This is a genomic window from Geodermatophilus amargosae (assembly GCF_900116515.1).
In the GTDB taxonomy this organism is placed as follows: domain Bacteria; phylum Actinomycetota; class Actinomycetes; order Mycobacteriales; family Geodermatophilaceae; genus Geodermatophilus; species Geodermatophilus amargosae.
Genome location: NZ_FPBA01000004.1, coordinates 286,273 through 310,783 on the forward strand (window position 1 = coordinate 286,273; position 24,511 = coordinate 310,783).

Sequence of the window (24,511 nt, forward strand, 5' to 3'; positions counted from 1 at the left end):
AGCCGTCACTGTGAGGCTGAACAGGCGCGGGCGTCAGGCTTGGGCGACGCTGGCAACGTCGCCGGAGACCCGGCGACCGGACTCGGACGAGAAGACGTAGGCCTCGTCCGGATTGATCTCGATGTGGACGGTCTCGCCCTTCATGGGCGGCCGGCGCGCGTCGACCCGCAGCGTCAGCAGCTTGTCGCCCTCCTGGGAGCGGGAGGTGTGCATCGTCCCGTAGGCGTAGGCGTCCGAGCCGAGCTCCTCCACGACGACGACCTCGAACGGATAACCCTCGCCCTCGCCGACCAGCCGCACCGACTCCGGCCGGAAGCCCAGCGTCGCGGTCGTGCTGTTGTCCGCCGCCAGGGCGGCCATGGTCTGCCGTGGCAGCGCGAAGGTGTAGTTGCCCAGCACGGCGCCGTCCCGGTCGAGGTCGACCTCCACCAGGTTCATCGCCGGCGAGCCGATGAAACCCGCGACGAAGACGTTGTCCGGCTTGTCGTAGAGGTTGCGGGGCGTGTCCACCTGCTGCAGGTAGCCGTCCTTGAGCACGCACACCCGGTCGCCCATGGTCATGGCCTCGACCTGGTCGTGGGTGACGTAGACCGTGGTGACGCCGAGCCGGCGCTGCAAGGCCGCGATCTCGGTGCGGGTCTGCACCCGGAGCTTCGCGTCGAGGTTGGACAGCGGCTCGTCCATCAGGAACGCCTGCGGGTTGCGGACGATCGCCCGGCCCATCGCCACCCGCTGCCGCTGACCACCGGACAGGGCCTTGGGCTTGCGGTCCAGGTACGGCTCCAGGTCGAGGATCTTCGCGGCCTCCTCCACCCGCTTCCGGATCTCATCCCGGTTCATCCGGGCGATCTTCAGCGAGAAGCCCATGTTGTCCGCGACGCTCATGTGCGGGTAGAGCGCGTAGTTCTGGAACACCATCGCGATGTCCCGGTCCTTGGGCGCGAGGTGCGTGACGTCGCGCTCCCCGATGCGGATGGTTCCCTCGCTGACGCTCTCCAGGCCAGCCAGGGCCCGCAGTGACGTGGACTTGCCGCAGCCGGACGGGCCGACCAGGACGAGGAACTCGCCGTCGGCGATGTCGAGGTCCAGCGCGTTCACCGAGGGCCGTTCGGCTCCGGCGTACTGCACGGTCGCGTGGTCGTAGGTGATGGCAGCCATGACGTGTCCTCCCTCAGCGGCCGAACGAGGCCGGGTTGGTCCTAGCTGGTGCAGCCGTGGCGTCCCAGGCGGAACGCAGATCGCTTCGGAGCGACGCGGAGAGTGCTCATGCTGGAGCGTTGTCGGGAACGACCACGTCGAGGAAGCGCCGCCCGACCGAGGCGATGACGTCTGCCCCGAGGAGGCCCGAACGTCGGCGTTGAACATCTCGACCTGTATGTTGCCCCGGTATCCGGCCGCGTCGACAACGTGGCGAATGGCGGGAAGTCGATGCTGCCGTCGCCGATGCAGCCGCGGGCCAGGAGGACGTCGGCTCGGAGCGGCAGAGTCCAGTCGCGCACCGGGAAGGACGCGATGCGCGACCCGGCCCGCTCAATCAAACGCCAGACGTCCGGATCCCACCAGACGCGGACGGTGTCGACGACCACCCCGACCTGCTCCTGCGGGAACTCCTCCGCCAGGTCCGATGCCTGACCCGGGGGCGAGAGCACACTCCGGTCGGCGCAGTCCATAGGATGCAGCGCCTCCAGGGCGAGCCGGACTTTGGTCGACAGCGTAGGGGGCGAGTTCGCCGAGCGCATCCCGGACCCGATCCGGGGCCCCGCGCAGGTCGCGGGAACTCGTCGGCAGACCGCCGACGACCATCACGAGGCACTCGGCCTGGAGCGTGGCCGCCTCGTCGATCGCCCGCCGGTTGTCGTCCAGCACCCCTGGGGAACACCCGAACCTGGGGCGGTGCGCCTTCGTCGGTGAGGGCGGCCCGATCTCGTTGCCGGTGTCCGAGCTGCTGATCCACGAGCAGGTCACGCTGCACGGCTCCTGGGCGACCTCCCTGCGGCACACGGAGGAGTTGCTCGAGCACCTGGTGCGGTGGAGCCTGCACCCCGAGCGCATCGTCACCCACCGGTTCACCCTCGACCAGGCCGATGAGGCCCACCGCGTCGGCGACAGAGGCGCCGCACACCGCGCCAGTCCGTGGGAGGTAGGTAGTGTTCACCGCATCGCACCGCCGGCTCAACCGGCTCACCGGTGAGTGGGTCCTGGTGTCCCCGCACCGCACCGCCCGGCCGTGGCAGGGGCAGGTGGAGGAGGTGGCGGCCGACCAACGGCCGACCTACGACCCGGCCTGCTATCTCTGCCCGGGCAACGGGCGGGCCGGCGGGGCGCGTACTCCCGAGTACGACTCCACCTACGTGTTCGACAACGACTTCGCCGCGCTGACACCGGATGTGGCCCCGGAGGAGGACGACCGCAAAGGCCTGCTGATCGCGCAGAGCGAGCGCGGGATCTGCCGCGTGGTGTGCTTCTCGCCGCGGCACGACCTGACGCTGGGGCAGATGCCGGCCGAGGCGATCCGCACGGTGGTCGACACCTGGGCCGACCAGTACCTCGAGCTCGGCAGCCTCGACTGGGTCCGCCACGTGCAGATCTTCGAGAACCGCGGCGCGATGATGGGGGCGTCCAACCCCCATCCGCACGGTCAGATCTGGGCCAACGAGCGGCTGCCCAATGAGCCGGCGAAGGAACTCGCCCAGCAGCGTGCCCGCGCCGACAGCGGCGGATGCTTGCTCTGTGACTACCTCGACGTCGAACTGAACGACGGCGAGCGCATCGTGACCGGCAACGAGCACTTCACCGCGCTCGTGCCGTTCTGGGCGGTCTGGCCGTTCGAGACCCTCGTTCTACCCCGTGCCCACGCCGGCGCCCTGCCCGACCTCGGCCCCGACCAGCGCGACGGGCTGGCCGACATCCTGCGGCGCCTGACCCGCCGCTACGACCGGCTCTTCGGTGTCACGTTCCCGTACTCGATGGGCCTGCACCAGCAGCCCACCGACGGCGACCCGCACCGCGAGTGGCATCTGCACGCGCACTTCTACCCACCGTTGCTGCGCTCGGCGACGGTCCGCAAGTTCATGGTCGGCTACGAGCTGCTCGGCCAGCCCCAACGCGACATCACCCCGGAGACCGCCGCGCAGCGGCTGCGCGAGCTGCCGGAGGACTGAGACCGATGGGCCGCGAGGACCTCAGCACCGAGGAGCTGCGCACCCCGGTTGAGCGGGCCTTCGACGCGCCACCAGAGCTGGTGGTGCGCTCGCCGGGTCGGGTGGACCTGATCGGCGAGCACACCGACTACAAAGACGGATTCACGCTGCCGGTCGCCCTGGACCTGGGCACCGACGTCGCAGTCCGGCGTCGCCCCGGCGGGCTGCTGCGGACCGTCGCACGCGAGCTGGACGCCACCGACACCTGGCCGATCGACGCCCTGCGCCCGGCCGAGGGGTCGGAGTGGGCCCGCTGAGTCGCCGGGGCCGCGGCGCTCCTGCGCGAGAGCCGCGGCAACCTGCCCGGCGCCGGCCGCGGGTGACTCGTCGCCGGCGTTCGGCGGCCAGTAGCCCCGACGCGAAGTGCACGGGCTCCTCGGTGACCGGGAGCACGGCGGTGCCGGGACAGGATCGGACACCAGGACCTCGGGTGGGAACACGATCTGTGAGAAGACGTCCCTCCTCTCGAGGGCCTGCGCTCTTTCCGATCATCTCGCCCCCGGCGTGTCCCTGACCTGCCGATCTCCGGCTACTGGGAACGGTTCAGCGGGCCGTCCCGCGGCGACCGCGAGGGTCGTGAGGCAGATCGCCGCCTCGGGCAGCTGTCTGCCGTGTGCATCTCCTCGACTGTCTCAGCGGCGGCGATGGTGGTGCCGCGGAAGCGCTGAGGCATCAATAGCGCTACTGCAGAGGCCCGACGAGAGGGCATATGCGTGTCATCGCCGACCATTGCGCGAATACGACCGACAACATGCTGGCGAAGCAGCGAATCGATCAACTGAGAGCTGTCATCTGCTAGAGTTGATGCCCATGCGGGCAGGCAGGGATCACGACTTCGCGGGTCTCCAGATCGACGACTTCTATAGGCCGATCATTCCTCATCCGGCGCCCGACGTCACAGACCAGGGTGACCCGTATCTGCTGACCGTCCCTCGGTCGTCTGCCAGCAGTTACTCGTACTACCTCTACCATACGGACGTTTCCCGCGAGGGTGACCGGATCGCCGTCTATGGTAGCCACGACCTGCGGCAGTTCCAGTACCTTGGAAAGGCACTACAAGCGGATGCACCGATGAGCGAGCATTGGGCTCCTTGCGTCGTGTACGACGCATCGGCCAGGCGATACAACATGTTCTACTCACGGAGCACACCCCACCAGTCGAATGCAGACATCGGGCAGCGGCTGCGCCGGGCGGTGGCCGACAGGCCGGAAGGGCCGTTCATCGACCAGGGCGAGATGCCCCTTGAGCTGGAGACGGACTTCGCCATCGATGCGGACGTCTACCAGAGACACGAACAGCAATCGGGTCGCTCAGCACACTTCCTCGCATACGTCGTGGAGTTTTGGAACGAAACACGCGTCGGCGTGGGGATCGTCGAGGTGAAGCTGAGTCCTGACCTCGCTCGGCCCGTGTCGGCTCCGCGCATCCTCGTCAAGCCCAGCCTGGACGTCCAGATGTATGAGCGCGACCGCTCGATGCCCTGGCAGGTTGGCAAGCGGGATTGGGCCGGCGGCGAAACGGTCGACTGGCACTGCATCGAGGCGCCCATCGGTGGACTGGTATCTCCGGCCGGCAACCCCTATTACCTGAATAGTTACGGCAGCTACAAGGATGAATCGTATGCTGTTGGTGCGATCCGCGAAGAGGCGGATGGCAGTTTAACAGATCTAGCAGTGCAAGGTCATGCCGTGCTGAGAAGTGGCATGCTGCCGGGCATCTCGAGTGCCGGGCATCCCTCAATGGTGACGCCCAACCTGCTGGTCTCGCACGGACGGTTCAGTCCTGATGGTGAGCGGCAGGCCTTCTTCGTGCCTCTGCTCTGGGACGACGAGGATCGTCCATTCTGCCCGAATCGGGATCAGCTCGCACACATGCTTCAGTAGGAGAAACGCGAGCCGGCCTCCGCGGCATCACCCTGCACACCCTCCGGCACTCCGCCGCGAGCTTTCTGCTGGCGGCCGGCACGCACACGAAGGTCGTCCAGGAGCACCTCGGTCACTCGTCCTACGCCATCACCGCGGACATCTACAGCCACGTCGGGCCGGCCCAACAGCGGGAGGCCGCCGACCGGCTCGCTCAGGCGCTCCGCAGGTCACCGCCGCTGTCCCTCGGCCGCGTTGCTGTACTCACGCGAGAGGCGGGCCACCCTCGTCGGGTGACCCGCCTCCGACCTGCGGTTTCGCTGTCGGGCTGACAGGATTTGAACCTGCGACCCCTTGACCCCCAGTCAAGTGCGCTACCAAGCTGCGCTACAGCCCGAGCGCCGGGCGGCTCGCACCGCCCGATCGCTGCAGGAGCAGGTTACCGCACCGACTCCCCCGCCCTGCCCGGTGGTCGACCGCGCCGCTGCGGTCATCCGGTCAGTGCGGCTCCAGGGCGTCGTCGACGAACGGCGTGGAGCCGCGGCCGCGGCGGGACCCGCCGTGCCTACCGCGGCTCCCGGTGGGAACCGCGGCAGGCACCGGCATCAGGCGGCTTCCGCCGGCACCGGCTCGGGCAGCCCGGCCGGCCGTCCCGGCGTGAACAGCCATGCGGTGAACAGCTCGTCGAGCTGCTGCCCGGACACGTCCTCGGCGAGTGCGATGAACTGTCCGGTGGTCGCCGTCTGCCCCGCCATCGACGAGGCCCACTCACGCAGGATCGTGAAGAACGCGTCGTCGCCGACCTGGTCGCGGAGGGCCTGCAGCGTCATCGCGCCGCGGGTGTAGACCGCCGGGTGGAACAGCTGGTCCGTGGCCGGCCCCGGGTCGCCGATCACGACCTGCCAGAAGTCCGCGCCCAGCTCCTCGTCAGTCAGCGACGCGAGCGTGTCGAAGATCCCCTGCGGGGTGTCCAGCCCCTCGTGCTCCAGCCACAGCCACTCGGCGTAGGTGGCGAAGCCCTCGTTCAGCCACATGTGCTGCCACGTGTCCAGGCGCACCGAGTCGCCGTACCACTGGTGCGCCAGCTCGTGGACGACGACCGTCTCGGCGAGCAGCGGGTCGCCGAAGAACGCCGGCGAGTACACCGGACGCGTCTGGGTCTCCAGCGCGAACCCGAGCTCGGGGGTGTTGTCGACGATGGCCCCCGCTGCGCTGAACGGATAGGGCCCGAACCAGCCCTCCTGGGCCTCGACGATCTCAGGCTGGCGGGCGAGCGTGGCGTCAACGACCTCGCCGGCCAGGGGCCCCTCGGTCTCCGGGTCCGCGTCGAAGGTCGCCACGGCCGGGTCGACGGCGTCCCAGTACTCGATGCCGTCGGCCTCGTAGTGGCGGAGGTCGAACTCGCCGACCGCCAGCGTGACGAGGTAGGTGGCCATGGGCTCCTCGGCCGACCACGACCACGTCGTCCACCCGTCCGCGGTCCACGAGCCGCACAGGACCCCGTTGGAGACGCCCTCCAGGCGCTCGGGCACGGTCACCGAGACGTCGACCGACGCGGCGTCCCGCGGGTGGTCGTTGGCCGGGAACCAGGTCGCCGCGCCGTGCGGCTGACCGGCGACGACGGCGCCGTCGTCGGTGTGGAAGAAGCCCGAGCCCCCGAGCTCGTCCTGGAGGGTCTCGGGGACACCGTCGTAGACGACTTCGACGGTGAACTCCCGGTGCTCGCGCAGCGGTTGCGCGGGGGTGACGACGAGTTCCTGGCCCTCCCGGGTCCAGGTCGCCGGACGGCCGCCCACGGTGACCGAGCGGACCTCCAGTCCCACCAGGTCGAGGTCGAAGCTCGACAGCGACTGGGTGGCCCGCGCGCTGATGCGCGCGGTGCCGGCGAGGACGTCGGTGGCCGGGTCGTAGCGGAGGTCCAGCCCGTAGTGCTGGACGTCGTACCCGCCGTTGCCGTCGAGCGGGTAGTAGGGGTCGCCGATGCCGGGCGCCCCGGGCTGCGGGTCCCCGTGTCCCCCGCCGTCCGCCGCGGCGGTGCCGGTGGCGATCGCCACCAGCACCCCCGCCGTCGTCACCACTGCCAGTCTCCGGGTCATGGCCGCCCCCGTCCGTGGATGGGTCCTGCTGGACGGACGGCATCCCATCCCCGGGCGGAGATCAACGGGAGGCTCCCTGTGTGCCAGGTCACACCCGGGATCCGGAACCCGGCCGGTCGCCCCACGGGGCAATCACCGCGCTACCGAAGGTCGGCGGCGCTCATCCGCGGGACCCGTCGTTACCCCGGCCCTCGCGGACCTTCACCGAGATGTCCAGCGGCGTGCCGGTGAAGCCCCAACGCTCGCGCAGCTTGCGCTCGAGGAACCGGCGGTAGCCGGCCTCGAGGAAGCCGGTGGAGAAGACGACGAACCGCGGCGGCCGGACGTCGGCCTGCGTCACGTACTTGATCTTCGGCGCGCGCCCGCCGCGGGCCGGCGGCGGCGTCTCCTGGACCAGCTGGCGGACGTAGGCGTTGAGCTCCGCCGTCGGCACCCGGGTCTCCCAGGAGGCGATCGCCGCGCGCAGGTGGTCGGGGAGCCTGCCGACACCGCGGCCGCTGGTCGCCGAGATGTTGACCCGCGACGCCCACTTGATCCGGGCGAGGTCGCGGTCGATCTCCCGTTCCAGCTGGGCGTGCCGGTCCTCGTCGACGGCGTCCCACTTGTTGAACGCGATGACCAACGCGCGGCCGGCCTCGATGACCTGGGTGATCACCCGCTGGTCCTGCTCGCTGATCACCTCGTCGGCGGCCAGCAGTACGACGGCGACCTCGGCGGCCTGGATCGCCGCCTCGGTGCGCAGGCTGGCGTAGTACTCGGTGCCGCTGGCGGTGTTCACCTTGCGGCGCAGCCCCGCGGTGTCCACGAACCGCCACTCCTCGCCGCCGAGGTTGATGATCGAGTCGACCGGGTCCACGGTCGTGCCGGCGACGGAGTCGACGACCGAGCGCTCCTCCTTCGCCAGCCGGTTGAGCAGGCTCGACTTGCCCACGTTGGGCCGGCCCACCAGCGCCACCCGGCGCGGGCCGCCCTCCCCGGGCTCCCCGCGCGGCGCCTCCGGCAGCGCGTCCAGCACCAGGTCGAGCAGGTCGCCGGACCCGCGGCCGTGCAGCGCGCTCACCGGCTGCGGCTCCCCCAGGCCCAGCGACCACAGCTCGGCGGCGTTGGACTCGCTGCGCTCGTCGTCGACCTTGTTGGCGACGACGATGACCGGCCGGTCACTGCGGCGCAGGATGCGTGCGGCGGCCAGGTCGGTGTCGGTGGCGCCGACGGTGCTGTCGACGACGAGGACGATCACGTCGGCGGTGCGCATCGCGAACTCCGCCTGCCGGCTGATCGAGGCCCCCAGCCCCTCGGCCTTGGGGTCCCAGCCGCCGGTGTCGGTGACGGTGAACCGCCGCCCGTTCCACAGTCCCTCGTAGGAGATGCGGTCGCGGGTCACCCCCGGGATGTCCTGCACCACCGCGGCGCGCCGTCCCAGGATCCGGTTCACCAGCGTCGACTTGCCCACGTTGGGCCGGCCGACGATCGCCACCACCGGCAGCGGACCGCCCGTGCCCTCCTCGCTCATGTCCTCTCCCCTGCTCCGACCGACGAGAGCGCCAGGTCGACGACGCGGTCGACGACGGCCTCCCGGTCCAGGTCGGTGCTGTCCACGACCACCGCGTCGGCGGCCGGCCGCAGCGGGCTGTCCGCGCGGCTGCTGTCGTACTCGTCCCGGCGGCGCAGGTCGGCCGCGAGCGCGGCGACCTCCGCCGGGTCGCCGATCCCGAGCTGCCCCGCCCGCCGCTGCGCCCGGACCTCCGGGGCGGCGGTCAGGTAGACCTTCAGCGTCGCGTCGGGCAGCACGACGGTGCCGATGTCGCGCCCCTCCACGACGACGGCGTCGGCCGAGGCCACGAGCGCCCGCTGCTGGTCGACCAGCTGCCGGCGCACCGCGGGCACCGCCGACACCGCCGACACGTTGCGCGTCACCTCGGCGCCGCGGATCCGCTCGGCGACGTCGGCCCCGTCGACCTCCACCTGCTCGACGCCGGCCGCCGTCCCGACCTCGATGCGGGCACCGGCGACCACGCGGGCCACCGCGTCGGCGTCGTCGGGGTCCACGCCCGCGTCGATGACGGCCACGGTGGCCGCGCGGTACATGGCGCCGGTGTCGAGGTAGGCCGCCCCGAGCCGGGCGGCGACCGCCCGCGCCACGCTGGACTTGCCCGTCCCCGACGGCCCGTCGAGGGTCACCTGCCCCCGGAACCTCTGCTCGCTCACTGCGCTGTCACCACGCGCAGTGGTCTCCGCTCGCCGGTGCCCGCTCACTGCGCGATGTCCCGTCGCAGCGCCACGGCACCCCGCAGGTACACGTGCTGGATCTCCGTCCGCGGCCGGTCGGTCTCCACGTGCGCCATCAGCCGCAGCACCCGAGGCAGCGCGTGCGGGACGCCGATCTCGGTGGCGCACATCAGCGGCACGTCGCCCATCCCGAGCTCGCGGGCGGCCAGCGCCGGGAACTCCGAGACCAGGTCGGGGGTCGCGGTGAACAGGATACTGATGATGTCGTCGTGGTCGAGGCCGTTGCGCTCGACCACGGTGCTCACCAGCTCGCGGGTGGCCTCGAGGACCTCGTCGCGGTCGTCGGCGTCCACCTGTGTCGCGCCGCGGATGGCCCGTACGGCCACGTGCACCCTCCTCGATCGGTCCCGGCTCCCGGAAACGGGGTGCCCGGTCGAGTCTAGGTACCCCGCGCCACGGCTCCTCCCCCAACCGCCTGCCGCGTGCTGCATGCGGTCGGGACCACGGCTGAGTTGGGGGTAACGGTTCCGACCGTCGGGTCGGCGGACTCGCCCCCGGGCGGTCGGGTCAGAGGGGGCGGATGCCCCAGGTGCCGGTCGTGGACTCCCCCGGCGCCAGCCGCACGACCGCCTCGCCGGAGCGGAACGCGTCCGGCGGGCAGGTCATCGGCTCGACGGCCAGCCCCTGGCGGCGGCGCGACGGCGGCTCGACGACGTCGCCGGTGAACACCTGCAGGTAGCCGTAGGAGGCGTCCATCCAGACGGCCGCGCCGCTGCCGTCGGGGCGGACGAGGCGCACCTCGGCGGTGCCGTCGGCGTCCCGGACGAGGTCGGTGAAGCAGTCGTCGACGACGAGGTCGCCGACCGGCCGCCCGCCGCGCAGGTCGAACGGCGTCCCCTCCACCGGCTCGCTCCCCACCGGCAGCAGCCGGTCGTCGGTCAGCACCCGCGTGGCCGCGGGGAGGGTGAGCGTGCAGTCGTCGACCCGCAGGCCCGGCCCGGCGGCGAGGTAGGGGTGGTGGCCCTCGCCGTAGGGCAGGTCGGCGTCGCCCTCGTTGGTGGCCGTGGTCGTCACCCGCAGCCCGTCCGCGGACAGCTCGTAGCCCACCTGCAGGCGCAGCGAGAAGGGATAGCCCGGCTGCGGGTGCAGCAGGTGCTGGAGCACCACGGAGTCGTCGGACCGAGCGAGCAGCCGCCAGGCCACGTGCCGCACCAGGCCGTGGATCGCCGTCCCCCGCTCCGGCTCGGTCACCGGCGTGCGCAGGGCCGTGCCGTCCCAGGACCACTCGCCGTCGCGCAGCCGGTTGGGCCAGGGCGCGAGCACGTTGCCGCGCACGTCCGCGGCCATCTCGCCGGCGTCGAACCCGTCGACGACGTCCCGCCCGCCGGCGCGGTAGGTGCGCAGTCCGCCGCCGACCTCGACCACGACGGCCTCGGCGTCCCCCGCGCGGAGGACGTGCTGCTCGCCGGTGGGCGGGAGGCTCACCCGAGCCGCTCGCCGTCGACGGTGGAGAACAGGTGCACCTGGCCGGTGCGCGGGGTCACGTGCAGCAGGTCGCCCTTGAGCGGCGGACGGCGGCCGTCGACCCGCACGGTCACGGTGTGCCGCTGCCCGTCGAGGTCGGCTCCGTCCATCTGGGCATGGCCGTACACGTAGGCGTCGGCGCCGAGCTCCTCGACGACGTCGACCTCCACGGGCAGCCCCTGCCCGGCGACCTCCAGGTCCTCCGGGCGGACGCCGAGCACCACCCGGTCGGAGCCCGCACGGCCGAGCACCTCGCGCTCCACCGGGTGCACGGCGTCGCCGAACCGGACCCCGCCGTCGGTCACCGGCAGCTCGACGAGGTTCATCGCCGGCGAGCCGATGAAGCCCGCGACGAAGACGTTGCGCGGCCGGTCGTAGAGCTCCCGGGGACGGCCGGCCTGCATGAGCAGGCCGTCCTTGAGCACCGCGACCCGGTCGCCCATGGTCATGGCCTCGGTCTGGTCGTGGGTGACGTAGACCGTGGTGATCCCCAGCCGCCGCTGCAGCTGGGCGATCTGGGTGCGGGTCTGCACGCGCAGCTTGGCGTCGAGGTTGGACAGCGGCTCGTCCATGAGGAAGACCTGCGGCTTGCGCACGATCGCCCGGCCCATCGCGACCCGCTGCCGCTGACCGCCCGACAGCGCCCGCGGCTTGCGGTCGAGGTACTGCTCGAGGTCGAGCAGCCGCGCGGCCTCGGCCACCCGCTCGCCGATCTCGGCCTTGCCGACCTTGGCCATCTTGAGCGCGAAGCCCATGTTGTCGGCCACGGTCATGTGCGGGTACAGCGCGTAGTTCTGGAACACCATCGCGATGTCGCGGGACTTGGCCGGCAGGTCGGTCACGTCGCGCTCCCCGATGAGGATCCGTCCGTCATCGACGTCCTCCAGGCCGGCCAGCATCCGCAGCGACGTGGACTTGCCGCAGCCGGACGGGCCGACCAGGACGAGGAACTCGCCGTCGGCGACCTCCAGGTCCAGGGCGTCGACGGCCGGGCGGTCCGCCCCGGGGTAGACGCGGGTGGCGGACTCGTAGGTGACGGTGGCCATGGGGTGCTCCTCGCGGGTTCGGCGACGGTGCCGGGTGGTCCAGGTGCGGGTGGTGCAGGTGCTGAGCTGGTTCAGGTGCGGTCGGCGGTGAGGTCGCGGACCTCGGCGTAGCGCTCGCGGACGACGGGGGTCGGGTCGGCCTCGTGGACCTCGGTGCCCGGCCGCGGCCACTCGGGCGGGGCAGCCGCGCCGGACAGCACCCAGGCTGCCTGACGGGCGGCGCCGTCGGCGACGTACTCCCCCGGGGGCGGTACGAGCACCGGCACGCCGAGGACGGCCGGCGCGATCCGGCGGACCGCCTCGGAGCGGGCACCGCCGCCGACCAGGAGCACCCGGCGGACCTCGGCGCCCGTGGCGCGGACGGCGTCGAGACCGTCGGCCAGGCCACACAGCAGCCCCTCGACGGCGGCGCGCGCCAGGTGCGCCGGGGTGGAGGTGGCCAGCGTCAGCCCGTGGACGGCACCGGTCGACGTCGGCCGGTCCGGCGTCCGCTCGCCTTCCAGGTAGGGGACGAGGACCAGCCCGCCGGCGCCGGCGGGAGCCGACAGCGCCAGCCGGGACAGCTCCTCGTGGTCGGCGCCGAGCAGCCGCGCGGTGGCGTCCAGGACGCGGGCGGCGTTCAGGGTGGCCACGAGCGGGAGGAACCGCCCGGTGGCGTCGGCGAACCCGGCCACCGCGCCGGTGGGGTCGGCGGCCGGGGTCTCCGACACGATCGAGACGACGCCGGAGGTGCCGACCGACAGGACGACGTCACCGGGCTCGGCGGCGAGGCCCAGCGCGGCCGCGGCGTTGTCGCCGGTGCCCGGGCCCAGCACCGCGCCCGTGGACCCCGCCCACGCCACGGTCCCGGCCGCCTCGGCGGGGCCGAGGACCCGGGGCAGGTGCGGCGTGGCGCCGAGGGCGCGCTCCAGCAGGTCGGGTCGGTACTCCCCCGTGGCGGCCGACCAGTAGCCGGTGCCGCTCGCGTCGCCGCGGTCGGTGACCAGCGCGTCGAGGCCCGGACGCCCCGCCAGCACCCAGGTCAGCCAGTCGTGCGGCAGGCAGACGGCAGCGGTGCGGGCGGCGTTCTCCGGCTCGGCCTGCGCCAGCCAGCGCAGCTTGGTGACGGTGAACGAGGCCACCGGGACCAGCCCGACGGCGTCGGCCCACGCCTGACGCCCCGCCTGCCCGTCGCCGAGCTCGCGGGTGAGGTCGGCGGCGGCGCCGGCCGAGCGGGTGTCGTTCCACAGCAGCGCGTCGCGGACGACCTCCCCGTCCTCGTCGAGGCAGACCATGCCGTGCTGCTGGCCGCCGACGGCGACCGCCGCGACGTCGTCGAGGCCACCGGCCTGGGCCACCGCCTGCTCGAGGGCGGCGGCCCAGGCCGCGGGGGCCACCTCGGTGCCGTCGGGGTGCGGCGCCCGGCCCTCGCGCACGAGGGTCCCGGACGCCGCGTCCCGGACGACGACCTTGCACGCCTGGGTGGAGGTGTCGACCCCCGCGACCAGCGTCATCGGTCGGATCGTCGCAGCAGCGGTCAGCCGCGGGCGCCGAGCAGGTGCTCGACGGCCAGCTGCGAGAGCCGGACCTGGCCGCCGCGGCGGGCGCCGGCGGCGTCGGCGTCGAAGTCCTCGAACGCCGAGCGGTCGGCCAGCAGCTCCTCGTACGAGCCGTCGCCGAGGGTCGGCTGGGCCAGCTCCGGGACGGCGGCGTCGGCGAGGGCCTCCTGCACCTCCGGGTCGGCGCGGAACGCGGCGGCCCGCTCCTTGAGCAGCAGGTAGGTGCGCATGTTGGCCGCGGCCGACTCCCAGACGCCCGTGATGTCCTCGGTGCGCAGCGGCTTGTAGTCGAAGTGGCGCGGGCCGTCGTAGGCCGGGCCGCCGTTCGGGCCGCCGTGCTCGAGCAGGTCGACGGTGGCGAAGGCGCTCAGCACGTCGCCGTGGCCGAAGACCAGGTCCTGGTCGTACTTGATGCCGTGCTGGCCGTTGAGGTCGATGTGGAAGAGCTTGCCCTGCCACAGCGCCTGGGCGATGCCGTGCGTGTAGTTGAGCCCGGCCATCTGCTCGTGCCCGACCTCGGGGTTCACGCCCACCAGGTCGGCGTGCTCGAGGGTGCTGATGAAGGCGATCGCGTGCCCGATGGTGGGCAGGAAGATGTCGCCGCGGGGCTCGTTGGGCTTGGGCTCGAGGGCGAAGCGCAGGCCGTAGCCGCGGTCCTCGGAGTACTGGGCGAGGGTGTCGATGCTCTCGCGGAAGCGGTCGAGCGCCGCGGTGAGGTCCTTCGCGCCGTCGACCTCCGCGCCCTCGCGGCCGCCCCACAGCACGTAGGTCTTCGCGCCGAGCTCGGCGGCGAGGTCCATGTTGCGCATGACCTTGCGCATGGCGAACCGGCGGACGCCGCGGTCGTTGGCGGTGAGCGCACCCTCCTTGAACACCGGGTGGGTGAACAGGTTGGTGGTGGCCATCGGCACCACGAGGCCGGTCTCCTCGAGGGCACCCTTGAAGCGCTCGATGATCTTGTCGCGCTCGCCGCTCTCGGTGCCGAACGGGATGAGGTCGTCGTCGTGGAAGGTGACGCCGTAGGCGCCGAGCTCGGCCAGCCGGTGCACGCTCTCGACCGGGTCGATCGGCGGGCGGGTCGCCTCGCCGAACGGGTCGCGGGCGTTCCAGCCGACGGTCCACAGGCCGAAGGAGAAGCGGTCCTCGCGGGTGGGCTGGGTCATCGGGTTCCTCCTGGGAACGGTGTGGGGGACGATCGGCGCGGATTTTGTTTCGGACTAAAACATAATGCACGTCACAGCTAACCTCAACCCGTGACCGTGCCGGTGTCCAGCCTGGAGGTGGGGCGCGCACGGTCCTCTACCCCGCGCCCGGCCAACCTCGCGCTGGTGCTGCGGACGGTGTGTACCGCCGACGTCCTCCCGTCGCGGGCCGACGTCGCGGCCGCCACCGGGATGACCCGCGCCACGGCCGCCCGGCTGGCCGACGACCTCGTCGCCGGAGGCCTGCTGGACGAGGTCGAGGCGACCCCCTCGGGCCGCCGCGGCCGGCCGGCCACCCCGCTGGCGCCCGGCTCCCGGGTCGTCGCCCTGGGCCTGCAGGCCGACGCCGGACTGCTCGCCGGCCGGGTGCTCGACCTGCGCGGACGGGTGGTGGGCGAACGGGTAGAGCCCGGCGACCTGCGCGGCAGCGACCCCGCGGCCACCCTGGCCCGGCTGGGCACCCTGGCCGCGGACCTCCTGGGCGGGCTGCCGGAGGGCACCCGGGTGGCCGGGGCCGGCCTGGCCCTGCCGGGCATCGTCGACGGCGGCACCGGCGTGCTGCTGCGCGCGCCGAACCTCGGCTGGTCCGACGTCTGCCCGGCCGACCTGCTCACGCCCCGGCTGCCCGGCGGGCTGGACCCGGTGCCCGGCAACGAGGCGGACCTCGCCGCGCGCACCGTGGCCGAGACCGCGCCCGGCCGCCCCGGCCCGCACCGCGACTTCGTCTACCTGTCGGGCCAGATCGGGATCGGCGGCGCCACGGTGCTGGACGGCCGGGTCATGTGCGGCAGCTCGGGGTGGGCCGGCGAGATGGGCCACGTGTGCGTCGACCCCGACGGGCCGCCCTGCCGCTGCGGTTCCACCGGCTGCCTGGAGCAGTACGCCGGGCGCGACGCCCTGCTCGCCGCCGCCGGCCTGCCCCGAGGCACCGCCCCCGCCGAGCTCGCCCGGCGCGCGGCCGGCGGCGACCCGGCCGCACGGGCCGCGGTGGCCGGCGCGGCGCGGGCGCTGGGCGTGGCGCTGGCCGGCGTGCTCAACGTGCTCGACGTGCCGGTCGTGGTCCTCGGCGGCCACCTCGGGGAGCTCGCCGGCCTGCTGCGCCCGGCGCTGGAGGAGCACCTGGGCCGGCGCGTGCTGTCGGCCCGCTGGCGCCGGCCCCGGGTCGAGGCCGCGCCCGGCGCGCCGGCGGCCGGTGCGACGGGGGCGGCGCTGCGCGCGCTCGCCGACGTCGTCGACGACCCCGCCCGGTGGCTGGGAGCGCACTGAGGCGGCTACTCGCCGGAGCCGGCCGTCGAGCCGCCCGGGAGGGACGCGGGTGGCTCAGAGGCCGACGAGCTCCTCCAGGGCACCGACCTCCTGGCGGGTGAGCCGCCGGATCGCGCCGCTGCGCATCCGCTGCAGCGAGACCGGGCCGACCGCGGTGCGGGTCAGCCGCGACACCGGCAGCCCCACCTCGGCCAGCAGCCGCCGGACGACGCGCTTGCGTCCCTCGTGCAGGACGACCTCCACCACCGACTGGCCGGCGTGGGTGTCGACGAGGCGGAAGGAGTCCACCTTCACCGGGCCGTCGTCGAGCTCGACCCCGGCGCGCAGCCGGCGGTGCAGGTCGCGCGAGACCGAGCCGGACACCTGCGCGAGGTAGGTCTTCTTCACCCCGTAGGACGGGTGGGCGAGGCGGTGCGCCAGCTCACCGTCGTTGGTGACGAGCAGCAGGCCCTCGGTGTCCTGGTCGAGCCGGCCGACGTGCACCAGCCCGGGCGCGAGGTCGCCGACCATGTCACCGACGGTCGGGCGGGCGCGGTCGTCGCTCATCGCGGTGATGACGCCCGACGGCTTGTTCAGCGCGTAGGTGACCCGGTCGTCGCGCAGCTCGAGCCGGCTGCCGTCGACGGCGATCTTGTCGGTGGCGGGGTCGACGCGCATGCCCTGCACGGTCACGACCGCGCCGTTCACGCTGATCCGGCCGCGGTCGATCATCTCCTCGCAGACGCGGCGGGAGCCGACACCGGCGCGGGCGAGCACCTTCTGCAGCCGCTCCCCCTGGCGGTCGGCGGACGCGGGAGCCGGCTCGCGGTCGCCGGGGTGGACCGGCGCGAGCTCCATGTCCTCCGACCAGCCCTCCCCGCCGGGGCGGCCGCCCGGCTCGTCGGTGGCGGGGAGCTCGTCGGGATGCGGTGCGGTGTCCATCCCCTCCAGTCTCCCACCCCCGCGGCCCTCCCATCCCACGGCGGGGACCGGCCGGCGCGGGAGGGCGGTCAGCAGTTGGCCTTGCCGTACTCGTCCACGGCCTCGCCCGAGGAGACCAGGTCGCCCTGCAGCTCCTGCAGCTGCGGCGCGAGGTCGGCGTTGGCCGCGGGGTCGGTCAGGTCGGCCTGGTCGATCAGGTCGGCCAGCGCCCGCCAGGACGTCACCAGGTCGCCCCACTGGTCCGCCACCCCCTCCGGCGGGTCCACGGCCTCGAGCCGGCCGACCGCCTCGTCGAGCACCTGCGGCGCCGACTGCGGGTCGGAGTAGACGGCGTTGACGTCGTCGGTGATGTCCGACAGCAGGTCGGGCACCTCCTCGCAGAAGGCCTCCTCGCGCTGGTCGTCCTCCGACGAGCAGCCGGCCAGCAGCAGCGCGGCGACGACGAGCGGGGTGGCGAGGGCGCGCGGGGTCATGCCGGGCAACGTAACGGCGCCGCGGTCCCGGACACCGGCGCTCACCCGTCCGGGCGGTCGGCGGCCTCCTCGCGGGCGAGCGCGACCGGGTCCGGCAGCAGCGGTGCCAGCGGCGGCAGCTCGTCGAGGTCCGTGAGCCCGAGCCGCTCCAGGAACAGCGGCGTCGTCCCGTAGAGGCCGCCGCCGCTGTCGGGGTCGGTGCCGACCTCGACGACCAGCCCGCGGGTCAGCAGCGTGCGCATGACGCCGTCGACGCCGACCCCGCGGATCGCCGACACCCGCGCGCGGGTCACCGGCTGCCGGTAGGCGATGACGGCGAGGGTCTCCAGGGCCGCCTGGGTGAGCCGGGTGCGCTGGCCCTCGGCCAGGTGCCGCTCGACGACCGGGGCGAACTCCTCGCGGGTGTAGAACCGCCAGCCCTCCCCCACCCGGCGCAGCGTGATGCCCGACCGGCGGGCGTCGTGCTCGGCGGCGAGGTCGGCCAGCGCGGTCCGCACCCGGGCCACCGGGCAGCGCAGCGCGGCGGCCAGCGGGGCCTCGTCGACCGGCCCGTCGGCGACGAACAGCAGCGCCTCCAGCCCGCCGCGCAGCTCCACCGGGTCGAGGTCGGCCTCCGGCTCGGGCTCGGGCTCCGGCTCGGGCAGCTCGAGGCCGGGGATCGGCAGCGGCAGCGGCCCGGACTCGGCGGGGACCGGGGGGACGTCGGCGGCGGCCGCCACCGGGCGCTCGGCCACCCGGGCGGCCAGCTCGGCGGCGACGGCGTCCCACACCGCCGGGTCGGCGGCGTCCGGGCGGCCGGCCTCCTCCTCGCGGGTCGCCTCCAGCTCGGCGGCCAGCGCCTCCCACGAGATGGGGCTCCGCCCGGCGGGACGGGGCTCCTCCGGCTCCGTCACGGCAGGTCCGCCGTGGCCACGTCGTCGGAGACACCGTCGTCGGGGACACCGTCGTCGGGGACACCGTCGTCGGGCTCGTCGTCCGGCTCGTCGGCGGGCTCCGCGGTGGCGGGGCCGGTCCAGCGGACGTGCAGCTCCCCCAGCGGGGTGGGCTGGGTGAAGGTGACCCGCTGCTGGCGGTAGAGCTCGAGCAGCGCGAGGAAGCGCGCGACGACCTCCATCGTCGTCGTGCAGTCGCCGGTCAGGGACCGGAAGGTGAGCGTCCCGGCGCCGACCAGGGCGGTGCGGACGGCGAGCAGCTGCTCGGCGACGCTCACCGGCGGTGCGTGCAGGTGCGCGACGCCGACGGTCGGCGGCTCCTTCGGCGTGAGCGCCTGCGCGGCCAGCGCGGCGAACCGCTCGGGCGTGATGCCGAGGAGCACCTCGGGCAGCAGCTCGGCGAAGCGCGGCTCCAGCGGCGCCTCGCGGGCGTGGCGCCCGGCAGCGACCGTCTCGCGCTCGCGCAGGAAGGCCGCGGCCTGCTTGTAGGCGCGGTACTGCAGGAGCCGGGCGAAGAGCAGGTCACGGGCCTCGAGCAGCTCGAGGTCGTCCTCGTCCTCGATGTCGGCGGCGGGCAGCAGCCGGGCGGCCTTGAGGTCGAGCAGCGTGGAGGCGACGACGAGGAACTCGCTGGCCTGGTCGAGGTCGAGCTCGTCGCCGAGCGCCCGCAGGTGGGCGATGAACTCGTCGGTGACCACCGACAGGGCGATCTCGGTGACGTCGAGCTGGTGCCGGCTGATCAGCTGCAGCAGCAGGTCGAACGGACCCTCGAAGTTGGTGAGCCGGACGGTGAAGCGCGCGGGCTCAGCCCCGCGCTCCGCCACCGCCTGCGTACTTCCACTCACGGAACGCAAGGGTAGGCGGTGCCTCTGACGTTCAGCCCCGGAGACGCCGGACGAGGACCGAGTCCTCGCCCTGCTCGGCCAGGTCGGCCAGCAGCACCGAGATCGCCTCGCGGACGATGCGGCCGCGGTCGGCGGCCACGCCGTGCTGGGCCCGCAGCGACAGCCGGGCGCTCTCCAGCGCCAGCAGGTCGTCGGCGGAGATGTAGACGGTGATCTTCTCGTCGTGCCGGGTGCGGTTGTCGCCGGCCGCGCGGGCGGCCTTGCCGCGGGTGCGGGCACCGGGCGCGGCGGGGACCGCAGCGGGGGCCGGGGCCGGCCCGCGGTAGGCGGCCAGCGGGTCGGCCGGGGCGCCGCCCGGCACGAGCGTGAGCGGTGCGGGCGCGTCGTCCGCCGGGGCGGGCTCGGCGGCACGGCGGCCGCGCAGCGCCGGGGAGCTCACCGCCGAGGCCAGGCTCGGCAGCTCGGTCACCTCCGCCTGCGGGTTGTCGGTGCGCCGGAACAGCTCGGCGGCACCCGGGAGCACGGGACGCCGGGTCACAGGGCGATCACCTCCTTGGCCAGGTCGCGGTAGGCGGCCGCACCCGAGGAGGTTGGCGCCCAGGTGGTGATGGGCTGGCCGGCGACGGTGGTCTCCGGGAAGCGCACGGTGCGCTGGATGACCGTCCGGAACACGGTATCGCCGAACGCCTCGACCACCCGGCTGAACACCTCCCGGCAGTGCACGGTCCGGGTGTCGTACATCGTCGCGAGGATCCCGGAGATCTCCAGCTCGGGGTTGAGCCGCTCCTTGACCTTGTCGATCGTGTCGACCAGCAGCGCCACGCCGCGCAGCGAGAAGAACTCGCACTCCAGCGGGATGACCACGCCGTGCGCCGCGGTCAGGGCGTTGACCGTGAGCAGACCCAGCGAGGGCTGGCAGTCGATGAGGACGTAGTCGTACTCGTCGCGCACGGAGTCCAGCGCGCGCAGCAGGGTCTGCTCGCGGGCGACCTCGCTGACCAGCTGCACCTCGGCCGCCGACAGGTCGATGTTGCTCGGCACCAGGTCCAGGCCCGGGACGTCGGTGGCGACACGGACGTCGGCCAGCGTCGTCCGCCGCTCCATGAGGGCGTTGTAGACGGTGCGGTCGAGCTGCTGGGCGGGCACGCCCAGGCCGACCGACAGCGCGCCCTGCGGGTCGAGGTCGACCAGCAGCACGCGGCGGCCGTACTCGACCAGGGCGGCGCCCAGGTTGATCGTCGACGTCGTCTTGCCGACGCCGCCCTTCTGGTTGCACATCGCGATGACGCGCGCCGGGCCGTGCTCCGTGAGCGGCGGCGGCTCCGGCAGCTTGCGCTGCCGCGCGCGGGCCGGGTCCAGCCGTGAGGCGGCCGCCCCCATCTCCCCGCCGTCGGCCGGGAGTGCGAGAGCCTGACCGGCCACGTCCCCTCGGTTCGCCATGAGTCGCCACTCCTCCGTGCTCCCCGGCGGTGCCGGCCGCGGTCGGCCGGCCCGGTCCGCTCGGGTCCTCCGGAACGGTAGGGAGATCCCTGGCGGCGATCCACGGGACACGCCGTTGCTGGCGGATGTTGCCGTCGGGATGTCGCTCGTCGCCGGTAACCGTGGGCAAGAGATGCCAGACGAATGGCCGTCCGGTCGTCAGGACAGTGCCCGTGGGTGGCTGCTGGCGTACACCTCGCGCAGCTTGTCCACCGTCACCAGCGTGTAGACCTGCGTGGTCGTCACCGACGCGTGGCCGAGCAGTTCCTGCACCACGCGGACGTCCGCGCCGCCGTCGAGCAGGTGGGTGGCGAAGGAGTGCCGCAGCGTGTGCGGGGAGACGTGGTCGACCGACAGCCCGGCGGCCCCGCCCGCGCGCTCGCCCGCCGTCTGCAGGATCGTCCAGGCACTCTGCCGCGACAGCGGGCCGCCGCGGGCGTTGAGGAACAGCCGCCCGCCGCGGACGCCGCCCCTCCCCGCCCTCGTCCCCGCCATGGCCAGTGCCGGGCGGGCGCGCACCAGGTAGTCCTCGACGGCGCGCAGGGCGTAGCTGCCCACCGGGACGATCCGCTCCTTGCCGCCCTTGCCAGCCAGCCGCACCACGGCCTGCCCGCGGTCGAGGTCGTCGACGGCGAGGCCGACGGCCTCGGAGATCCGCGCGCCGGTGCCGTAGAGGACCTCGAGCAGCGCCCGGTCGCGCAGCCCGCGCGGGCCCTCGAGCGAGCCCGCGGCCTCGATCAGCGCGACGACGGCCTCCACCGGGATCGCCTTGGGCAGCCGCCGGGCCGGCGCAGGCGGGCGGACCTCGGCGGCCACGTCGCCGGGGACCAGGCCGTCGAGCAGCGCGAAGCGGTGCAGCCCGCGGACGGCGACCACGGCGCGCGCCGCCGACGTCGCCGACAGCGGCGGGTGCTCGTCGTCGCCCTGCCGGAGCGCGGCGAGGAAGCCGGTGACGTCGCTCTCGGCGACCTCGCCCAGCCCGCGGACCCCGGCGTCGGCGAGGAACCGCGTGTAGCGGCGCAGGTCGCGCCGGTAGGAGGTGATGGTGTTGGCGGCCAGGCCCCGCTCGACGGCGAGGTGGTCGAGGTAGCCGCCCACCACCCGCTCGACGTCGGGACCGGGGGCGGAGGTGCCCGGGAGCGTCCCGGGCACGGTCCCGGTCAGGGTCACGGTCAGGGCAGGTCTCCCTCCACCTTCTCCAGGCCGACGGCGCCCATGCCGTGCGCCTCGGCCACCTCCGGCAGCACCACCTGCCCGGCGACGACGTTGACGCCGTGCGCCAGCGCCGGGTCGGCGGCGACCGCGGCCCGCGTCCCCCGCTCGGCCAGCGCCATGACGTAGGGCAGCGTCACGTTGGTCAGCGCGTGCGTGGAGGTGTTCGGGACCGCACCGGGCATGTTCGCCACGCAGTAGAACACCGACCCGTGCACGCGGAAGGTCGGCTCGTCGTGTGTCGTGGGCCGGCTGTCCTCGAAGCAGCCGCCCTGGTCGACGGCGATGTCGACGAGCACCGAGCCCGGCTTCATCCGCGACACCAGTTCGTTGCTCACCAGCGTGGGCGCCTTGGCGCCGGGCACGAGCACCGCGCCGATGACCAGGTCGGCGTCGAGGACGGCCCGCTCGACCTCGTAGGCGTTGGAGGCCACCGTCTGCAGGTGCCCGCGGTAGACCCTGTCGGCGGCGCGCAGCTTGTCGACGTCGCGGTCGAGGACGACGACCTCGGCCTGCATGCCGAGGGCGATGGTGGCGGCGTTCATGCCCGACACCCCGGCCCCGATGACGACGACCTTGGCCGCGTAGACGCCCGACACCCCGCCGAGGAGCACGCCGCGGCCGCCGTGCGCGCGCTCGAGGCTGTGCGCCCCGACCTGCGGCGCCATCCGCCCGGCGACCTCGCTCATCGGCGCGAGCAGCGGCAGGGCGCCGTTCGCCGTCTGCACGGTCTCGTAGGCGATCGCGGTGGTGCCGGAGGAGACCAGCGCCTCGGTGCAGGCCCGCGAGGCGGCCAGGTGCAGGTAGGTGAACAGCGTCTGCCCGGCGCGCAGCCGGCCGTACTCCTCCTCGACCGGCTCCTTGACCTTGAGCAGCAGGTCGGCGTCGGCCCAGACGTCGTCGGCGCTGCCGACGATCCGGGCGCCCGCGGCGGTGAAGTCGGTGTCGGGGATCGAGCTGCCCTCCCCCGCGCCCCGCTCGACGAGCACCGTGTGCCCCGCCCGGGTCAGCTCCGTGACCCCGGCCGGGGTCAACGCCACCCGGTACTCCCTGTTCTTGACCTCGCGCGGCACCCCGACGTGCATGGCGACTCCCGTCCCGGCCGGGCCGAGGTCGTCGGCCCGCACCTGTCCTGCGGCTCCCGGGTGAGGGAGCTCACCCGGCGACCCTAGGACAGGTGCCACGGCGCCCGGGCTGCCGCCGCCGCGCGCAGCGCCGACGATGGCGGGGTCGCCGAGCTCTCCGGGAGGACCCGCTGATGCGCCTGTACGCCACCCGACCCGACCGCCGTCTGGGTCAGGTGCTCGCCGACGTCGGCCTGCTGGCGTGGGCGGTGCTGTGGGTCGTCGTCGCGCGGGTCGTGCACGACGCGGTGCTCGTGCTGGCCGAGCCGGGGCAGGCGGTGGAGGACCTGGGCTCGTCGGTGGCCGACAGCATGGGCTCGGCGGCGTCGGCCGCGGAGGACGTGCCGGTGGTCGGCGACGAGCTGTCCGCGCCGTTCGGTGCGCTGAGCGACGCCGCGGGGTCGGTGAGCGGGGCGGGGCAGGCCGCGCAGGACGCCGTCGGCACGCTGGCCACGGTCCTCGCCGTCGTCCTCGTGGTGCTGCCCGTGGGCTGGCTGCTCGTGCGCTGGCTGCCCTGGCGGGTGGGGTGGGTGCGCGAGGCGAGCGCGGTGTCCCGGCTGGCCGGGCGCGCCGAGCCCGACCTGGACCTGCTGGCCGCGCGCGCCGTCGCCACCGCCCCGCTCCCCCGCCTCGCCGCGCTGCCGCCGGGGACCGGCGCGGCGTGGCGGGCCGGCGACCCGGCGGCTGTGCGGGCGCTGGCCGCGCTGGAGGCCGGCCGGCTGGGGATGCGGCTGCCCGCGCCCGACGCCGCGGCGTCAGGGGCGTGCGCGCCGCCGCGCTCGGGTTGAGTCCGCCCCCGCCGGTGCCGATGCCCCCGACTGATCCGGGAGGTGGGCGTGGGACGGACGGGACGCACGCGGCCGCGGCGGCGGGGTCGCCCGCGTCCGTCGGCCGGCGGGGTCACCACGCGCGTGGCCGCCGTGGCGGCGGTCGGGCTGGTGGCGCTGTCGGCGCCGGCCACCGACCTCGCCGCGCAGGTGACCGCCTCCTGGGCGCCGTTCCGCAACGCCGGCACCGCCGACGGCCCGGAACCGGCCCGGGGAGTCGACGCCCCGCAGCCGGTCACCGCCGTCCCGGACCGGATCGTCGACACCCCGGTGCTCGCGCTGCCCGTCCCGCGGCGACTGGAGGTCGACCTCCCGACGCCGATGGTCCCGTACGGCGTGCCGCTGGAGACCACGCCGCCGCCCGGGCAGTGCGGCGGGTACGGCAGCCTCCGCCAGGTCCCGCCCGGTGTCGTGCCCGGCGCGGGGTCGGCGACGGTGCGCTGGCAGGCCGACGGCCGCGAGGTCGTCCAGGGCTACCGGGTGACCGCGGTCAGCCAGCAGCTGGTGTCCGGCGAGCAGCCGGCGCCGCCGCAGGTGACCGTCGGCCGGCGCGACGACTGCGGCGAGGTGACCGCGAGCATCGGCGGGCTCACCAGCGGCGTGGCCTACGTGTTCTGGCTGGAGGAGCTCGTCCTCGACGCCGACAGCCAGGTGACCGTGTACGAGCAGGTCGGCTGGTCCCCCGCCGTCGTCATCGGGTGACGCGGTCCCCGCCGGGATCGGCGATCTCGCCGTGG

Annotated in this window: 25 protein-coding genes and 1 tRNA gene; 8 read left to right on the forward strand and 18 right to left on the reverse strand. The window is 74.0% G+C overall.

Annotation, left to right across the window (positions count from 1 at the left end; all coding sequences use genetic code 11):
* Positions 1-33: 33 nt before the first annotated feature.
* Positions 34-1,158, reverse strand: coding sequence for an ABC transporter ATP-binding protein (locus BM414_RS08530; protein WP_093579069.1), 1,125 nt, complete (start codon positions 1,156-1,158; stop codon positions 34-36).
* A gap of 667 nt (positions 1,159-1,825) precedes the next feature.
* On the opposite strand from BM414_RS08530, the gene BM414_RS29230 reads away from it, so the two are divergent.
* From BM414_RS29230 to BM414_RS31770, 5 genes are all read left to right on the forward strand, one after another.
* Positions 1,826-2,191, forward strand: coding sequence for an MDR/zinc-dependent alcohol dehydrogenase-like family protein (locus BM414_RS29230; protein WP_175551502.1), 366 nt, complete (start codon positions 1,826-1,828; stop codon positions 2,189-2,191).
* Positions 2,148-3,161 carry a UDP-glucose--hexose-1-phosphate uridylyltransferase gene (locus tag BM414_RS08540; RefSeq protein ID WP_093578997.1) on the forward strand — a complete coding sequence of 338 codons (1,014 nt, stop codon included), beginning with the start codon at positions 2,148-2,150 and terminating at the stop codon, positions 3,159-3,161. Before BM414_RS29230 ends, BM414_RS08540 begins: the two co-directional genes overlap by 44 nt.
* Before the next feature lie 5 nt (positions 3,162-3,166).
* Positions 3,167-3,457: a galactokinase family protein gene (locus tag BM414_RS08545; protein WP_093578998.1), complete on the forward strand. Its 291-nt coding sequence runs from the start codon at positions 3,167-3,169 to the stop codon at positions 3,455-3,457.
* Positions 3,458-4,010: 553 nt separating this feature from the next.
* Positions 4,011-5,084: a family 43 glycosylhydrolase gene (locus tag BM414_RS08550; RefSeq protein WP_175551503.1), complete on the forward strand. Its 1,074-nt coding sequence runs from the start codon at positions 4,011-4,013 to the stop codon at positions 5,082-5,084.
* Positions 5,045-5,395 carry a tyrosine-type recombinase/integrase gene (locus BM414_RS31770; protein ID WP_425432352.1) on the forward strand — a complete coding sequence of 117 codons (351 nt, stop codon included), beginning with the start codon at positions 5,045-5,047 and terminating at the stop codon, positions 5,393-5,395. Before BM414_RS08550 ends, BM414_RS31770 begins: the two co-directional genes overlap by 40 nt.
* Here the strand turns inward: BM414_RS31770 and BM414_RS08560 are convergent.
* The 9 genes from BM414_RS08560 to xylA all read right to left on the reverse strand — a co-directional run bounded on the left by BM414_RS08560 (position 5,387) and on the right by xylA (position 14,656).
* Positions 5,387-5,460: transfer RNA gene (locus BM414_RS08560), tRNA-Pro, on the reverse strand. The two genes, BM414_RS31770 and BM414_RS08560, sit on opposite strands and share 9 nt — an antisense overlap.
* Before the next feature lie 208 nt (positions 5,461-5,668).
* The gene (locus BM414_RS08565) at positions 5,669-7,138 is read right to left on the reverse strand and encodes a M1 family metallopeptidase (RefSeq protein ID WP_245784576.1); all 1,470 of its coding nucleotides are present in this window, start codon (positions 7,136-7,138) and stop codon (positions 5,669-5,671) included.
* Between the two features lie 181 nt (positions 7,139-7,319).
* A complete protein-coding gene (gene der / locus BM414_RS08570; RefSeq protein WP_093579001.1) occupies positions 7,320-8,669 on the reverse strand; it encodes a ribosome biogenesis GTPase Der in 1,350 nt (449 codons plus the stop codon).
* Positions 8,666-9,364, reverse strand: coding sequence for a (d)CMP kinase (gene cmk, locus BM414_RS08575; protein WP_093579002.1), 699 nt, complete (start codon positions 9,362-9,364; stop codon positions 8,666-8,668). The genes der and cmk overlap by 4 nt, the downstream gene beginning before the upstream one ends.
* Before the next feature lie 44 nt (positions 9,365-9,408).
* The gene (gene aroH / locus BM414_RS08580) at positions 9,409-9,771 is read right to left on the reverse strand and encodes a chorismate mutase (RefSeq protein ID WP_093579003.1); all 363 of its coding nucleotides are present in this window, start codon (positions 9,769-9,771) and stop codon (positions 9,409-9,411) included.
* Positions 9,772-9,952: 181 nt separating this feature from the next.
* On the reverse strand, positions 9,953-10,870 hold the full coding sequence (locus BM414_RS08585) for an aldose 1-epimerase family protein (protein WP_093579004.1): 918 nt from the start codon (positions 10,868-10,870) through the stop codon (positions 9,953-9,955).
* Positions 10,867-11,955, reverse strand: coding sequence for an ABC transporter ATP-binding protein (locus BM414_RS08590; RefSeq protein ID WP_093579005.1), 1,089 nt, complete (start codon positions 11,953-11,955; stop codon positions 10,867-10,869). Before BM414_RS08590 ends, BM414_RS08585 begins: the two co-directional genes overlap by 4 nt.
* 71 nt (positions 11,956-12,026) lie before the next feature.
* On the reverse strand, positions 12,027-13,448 hold the full coding sequence (gene xylB, locus BM414_RS08595) for a xylulokinase (protein ID WP_093579006.1): 1,422 nt from the start codon (positions 13,446-13,448) through the stop codon (positions 12,027-12,029).
* Between the two features lie 23 nt (positions 13,449-13,471).
* Positions 13,472-14,656, reverse strand: coding sequence for a xylose isomerase (gene xylA / locus BM414_RS08600; protein ID WP_093579007.1), 1,185 nt, complete (start codon positions 14,654-14,656; stop codon positions 13,472-13,474).
* A 90-nt stretch (positions 14,657-14,746) separates the two neighbouring features.
* On the opposite strand from xylA, the gene BM414_RS08605 reads away from it, so the two are divergent.
* Complete coding sequence (locus BM414_RS08605) at positions 14,747-15,961, forward strand: ROK family protein (RefSeq protein WP_245784577.1); 1,215 nt, start codon at positions 14,747-14,749, stop codon at positions 15,959-15,961.
* A 54-nt stretch (positions 15,962-16,015) separates the two neighbouring features.
* Here the strand turns inward: BM414_RS08605 and BM414_RS08610 are convergent, their stop codons facing one another.
* From BM414_RS08610 to ald, 8 genes are all read right to left on the reverse strand, one after another.
* Positions 16,016-16,882: a pseudouridine synthase gene (locus tag BM414_RS08610; protein WP_093579008.1), complete on the reverse strand. Its 867-nt coding sequence runs from the start codon at positions 16,880-16,882 to the stop codon at positions 16,016-16,018.
* A 68-nt stretch (positions 16,883-16,950) separates the two neighbouring features.
* A complete protein-coding gene (locus tag BM414_RS08615) occupies positions 16,951-17,355 on the reverse strand; it encodes a hypothetical protein (RefSeq protein ID WP_139245751.1) in 405 nt (134 codons plus the stop codon).
* Positions 17,356-17,396: 41 nt separating this feature from the next.
* Entirely contained in the window at positions 17,397-18,248 is an 852-nt protein-coding gene (scpB, locus tag BM414_RS08620) for an SMC-Scp complex subunit ScpB (RefSeq protein WP_093579010.1), read from the reverse strand.
* The gene (locus BM414_RS08625; protein WP_245784578.1) at positions 18,245-19,132 is read right to left on the reverse strand and encodes a segregation and condensation protein A; all 888 of its coding nucleotides are present in this window, start codon (positions 19,130-19,132) and stop codon (positions 18,245-18,247) included. The genes scpB and BM414_RS08625 overlap by 4 nt, the downstream gene beginning before the upstream one ends.
* Positions 19,133-19,163: 31 nt before the next feature.
* The gene (locus tag BM414_RS08630; protein WP_093579012.1) at positions 19,164-19,670 is read right to left on the reverse strand and encodes a hypothetical protein; all 507 of its coding nucleotides are present in this window, start codon (positions 19,668-19,670) and stop codon (positions 19,164-19,166) included.
* Positions 19,667-20,572: a ParA family protein gene (locus tag BM414_RS08635; protein WP_093579013.1), complete on the reverse strand. Its 906-nt coding sequence runs from the start codon at positions 20,570-20,572 to the stop codon at positions 19,667-19,669. The genes BM414_RS08630 and BM414_RS08635 overlap by 4 nt, the downstream gene beginning before the upstream one ends.
* A 198-nt stretch (positions 20,573-20,770) precedes the next feature.
* On the reverse strand, positions 20,771-21,781 hold the full coding sequence (locus BM414_RS08640; RefSeq protein ID WP_281246720.1) for a site-specific tyrosine recombinase XerD: 1,011 nt from the start codon (positions 21,779-21,781) through the stop codon (positions 20,771-20,773).
* Between the two features lie 2 nt (positions 21,782-21,783).
* The gene (gene ald / locus BM414_RS08645) at positions 21,784-22,950 is read right to left on the reverse strand and encodes an alanine dehydrogenase (RefSeq protein WP_245784579.1); all 1,167 of its coding nucleotides are present in this window, start codon (positions 22,948-22,950) and stop codon (positions 21,784-21,786) included.
* Positions 22,951-23,081: 131 nt separating this feature from the next.
* Between ald and BM414_RS08650 the strand changes: the two genes are divergently transcribed.
* Together BM414_RS08650 and BM414_RS08655 are read left to right on the forward strand one after the other, a co-directional pair.
* Positions 23,082-23,735 (forward strand): hypothetical protein, encoded by a 654-nt coding sequence (locus tag BM414_RS08650; protein WP_093579014.1) that lies wholly within the window; start codon positions 23,082-23,084, stop codon positions 23,733-23,735.
* A 123-nt stretch (positions 23,736-23,858) separates the two neighbouring features.
* A complete protein-coding gene (locus BM414_RS08655) occupies positions 23,859-24,476 on the forward strand; it encodes a hypothetical protein (RefSeq protein ID WP_093579015.1) in 618 nt (205 codons plus the stop codon).
* Positions 24,477-24,511 lie beyond the last annotated feature (35 nt).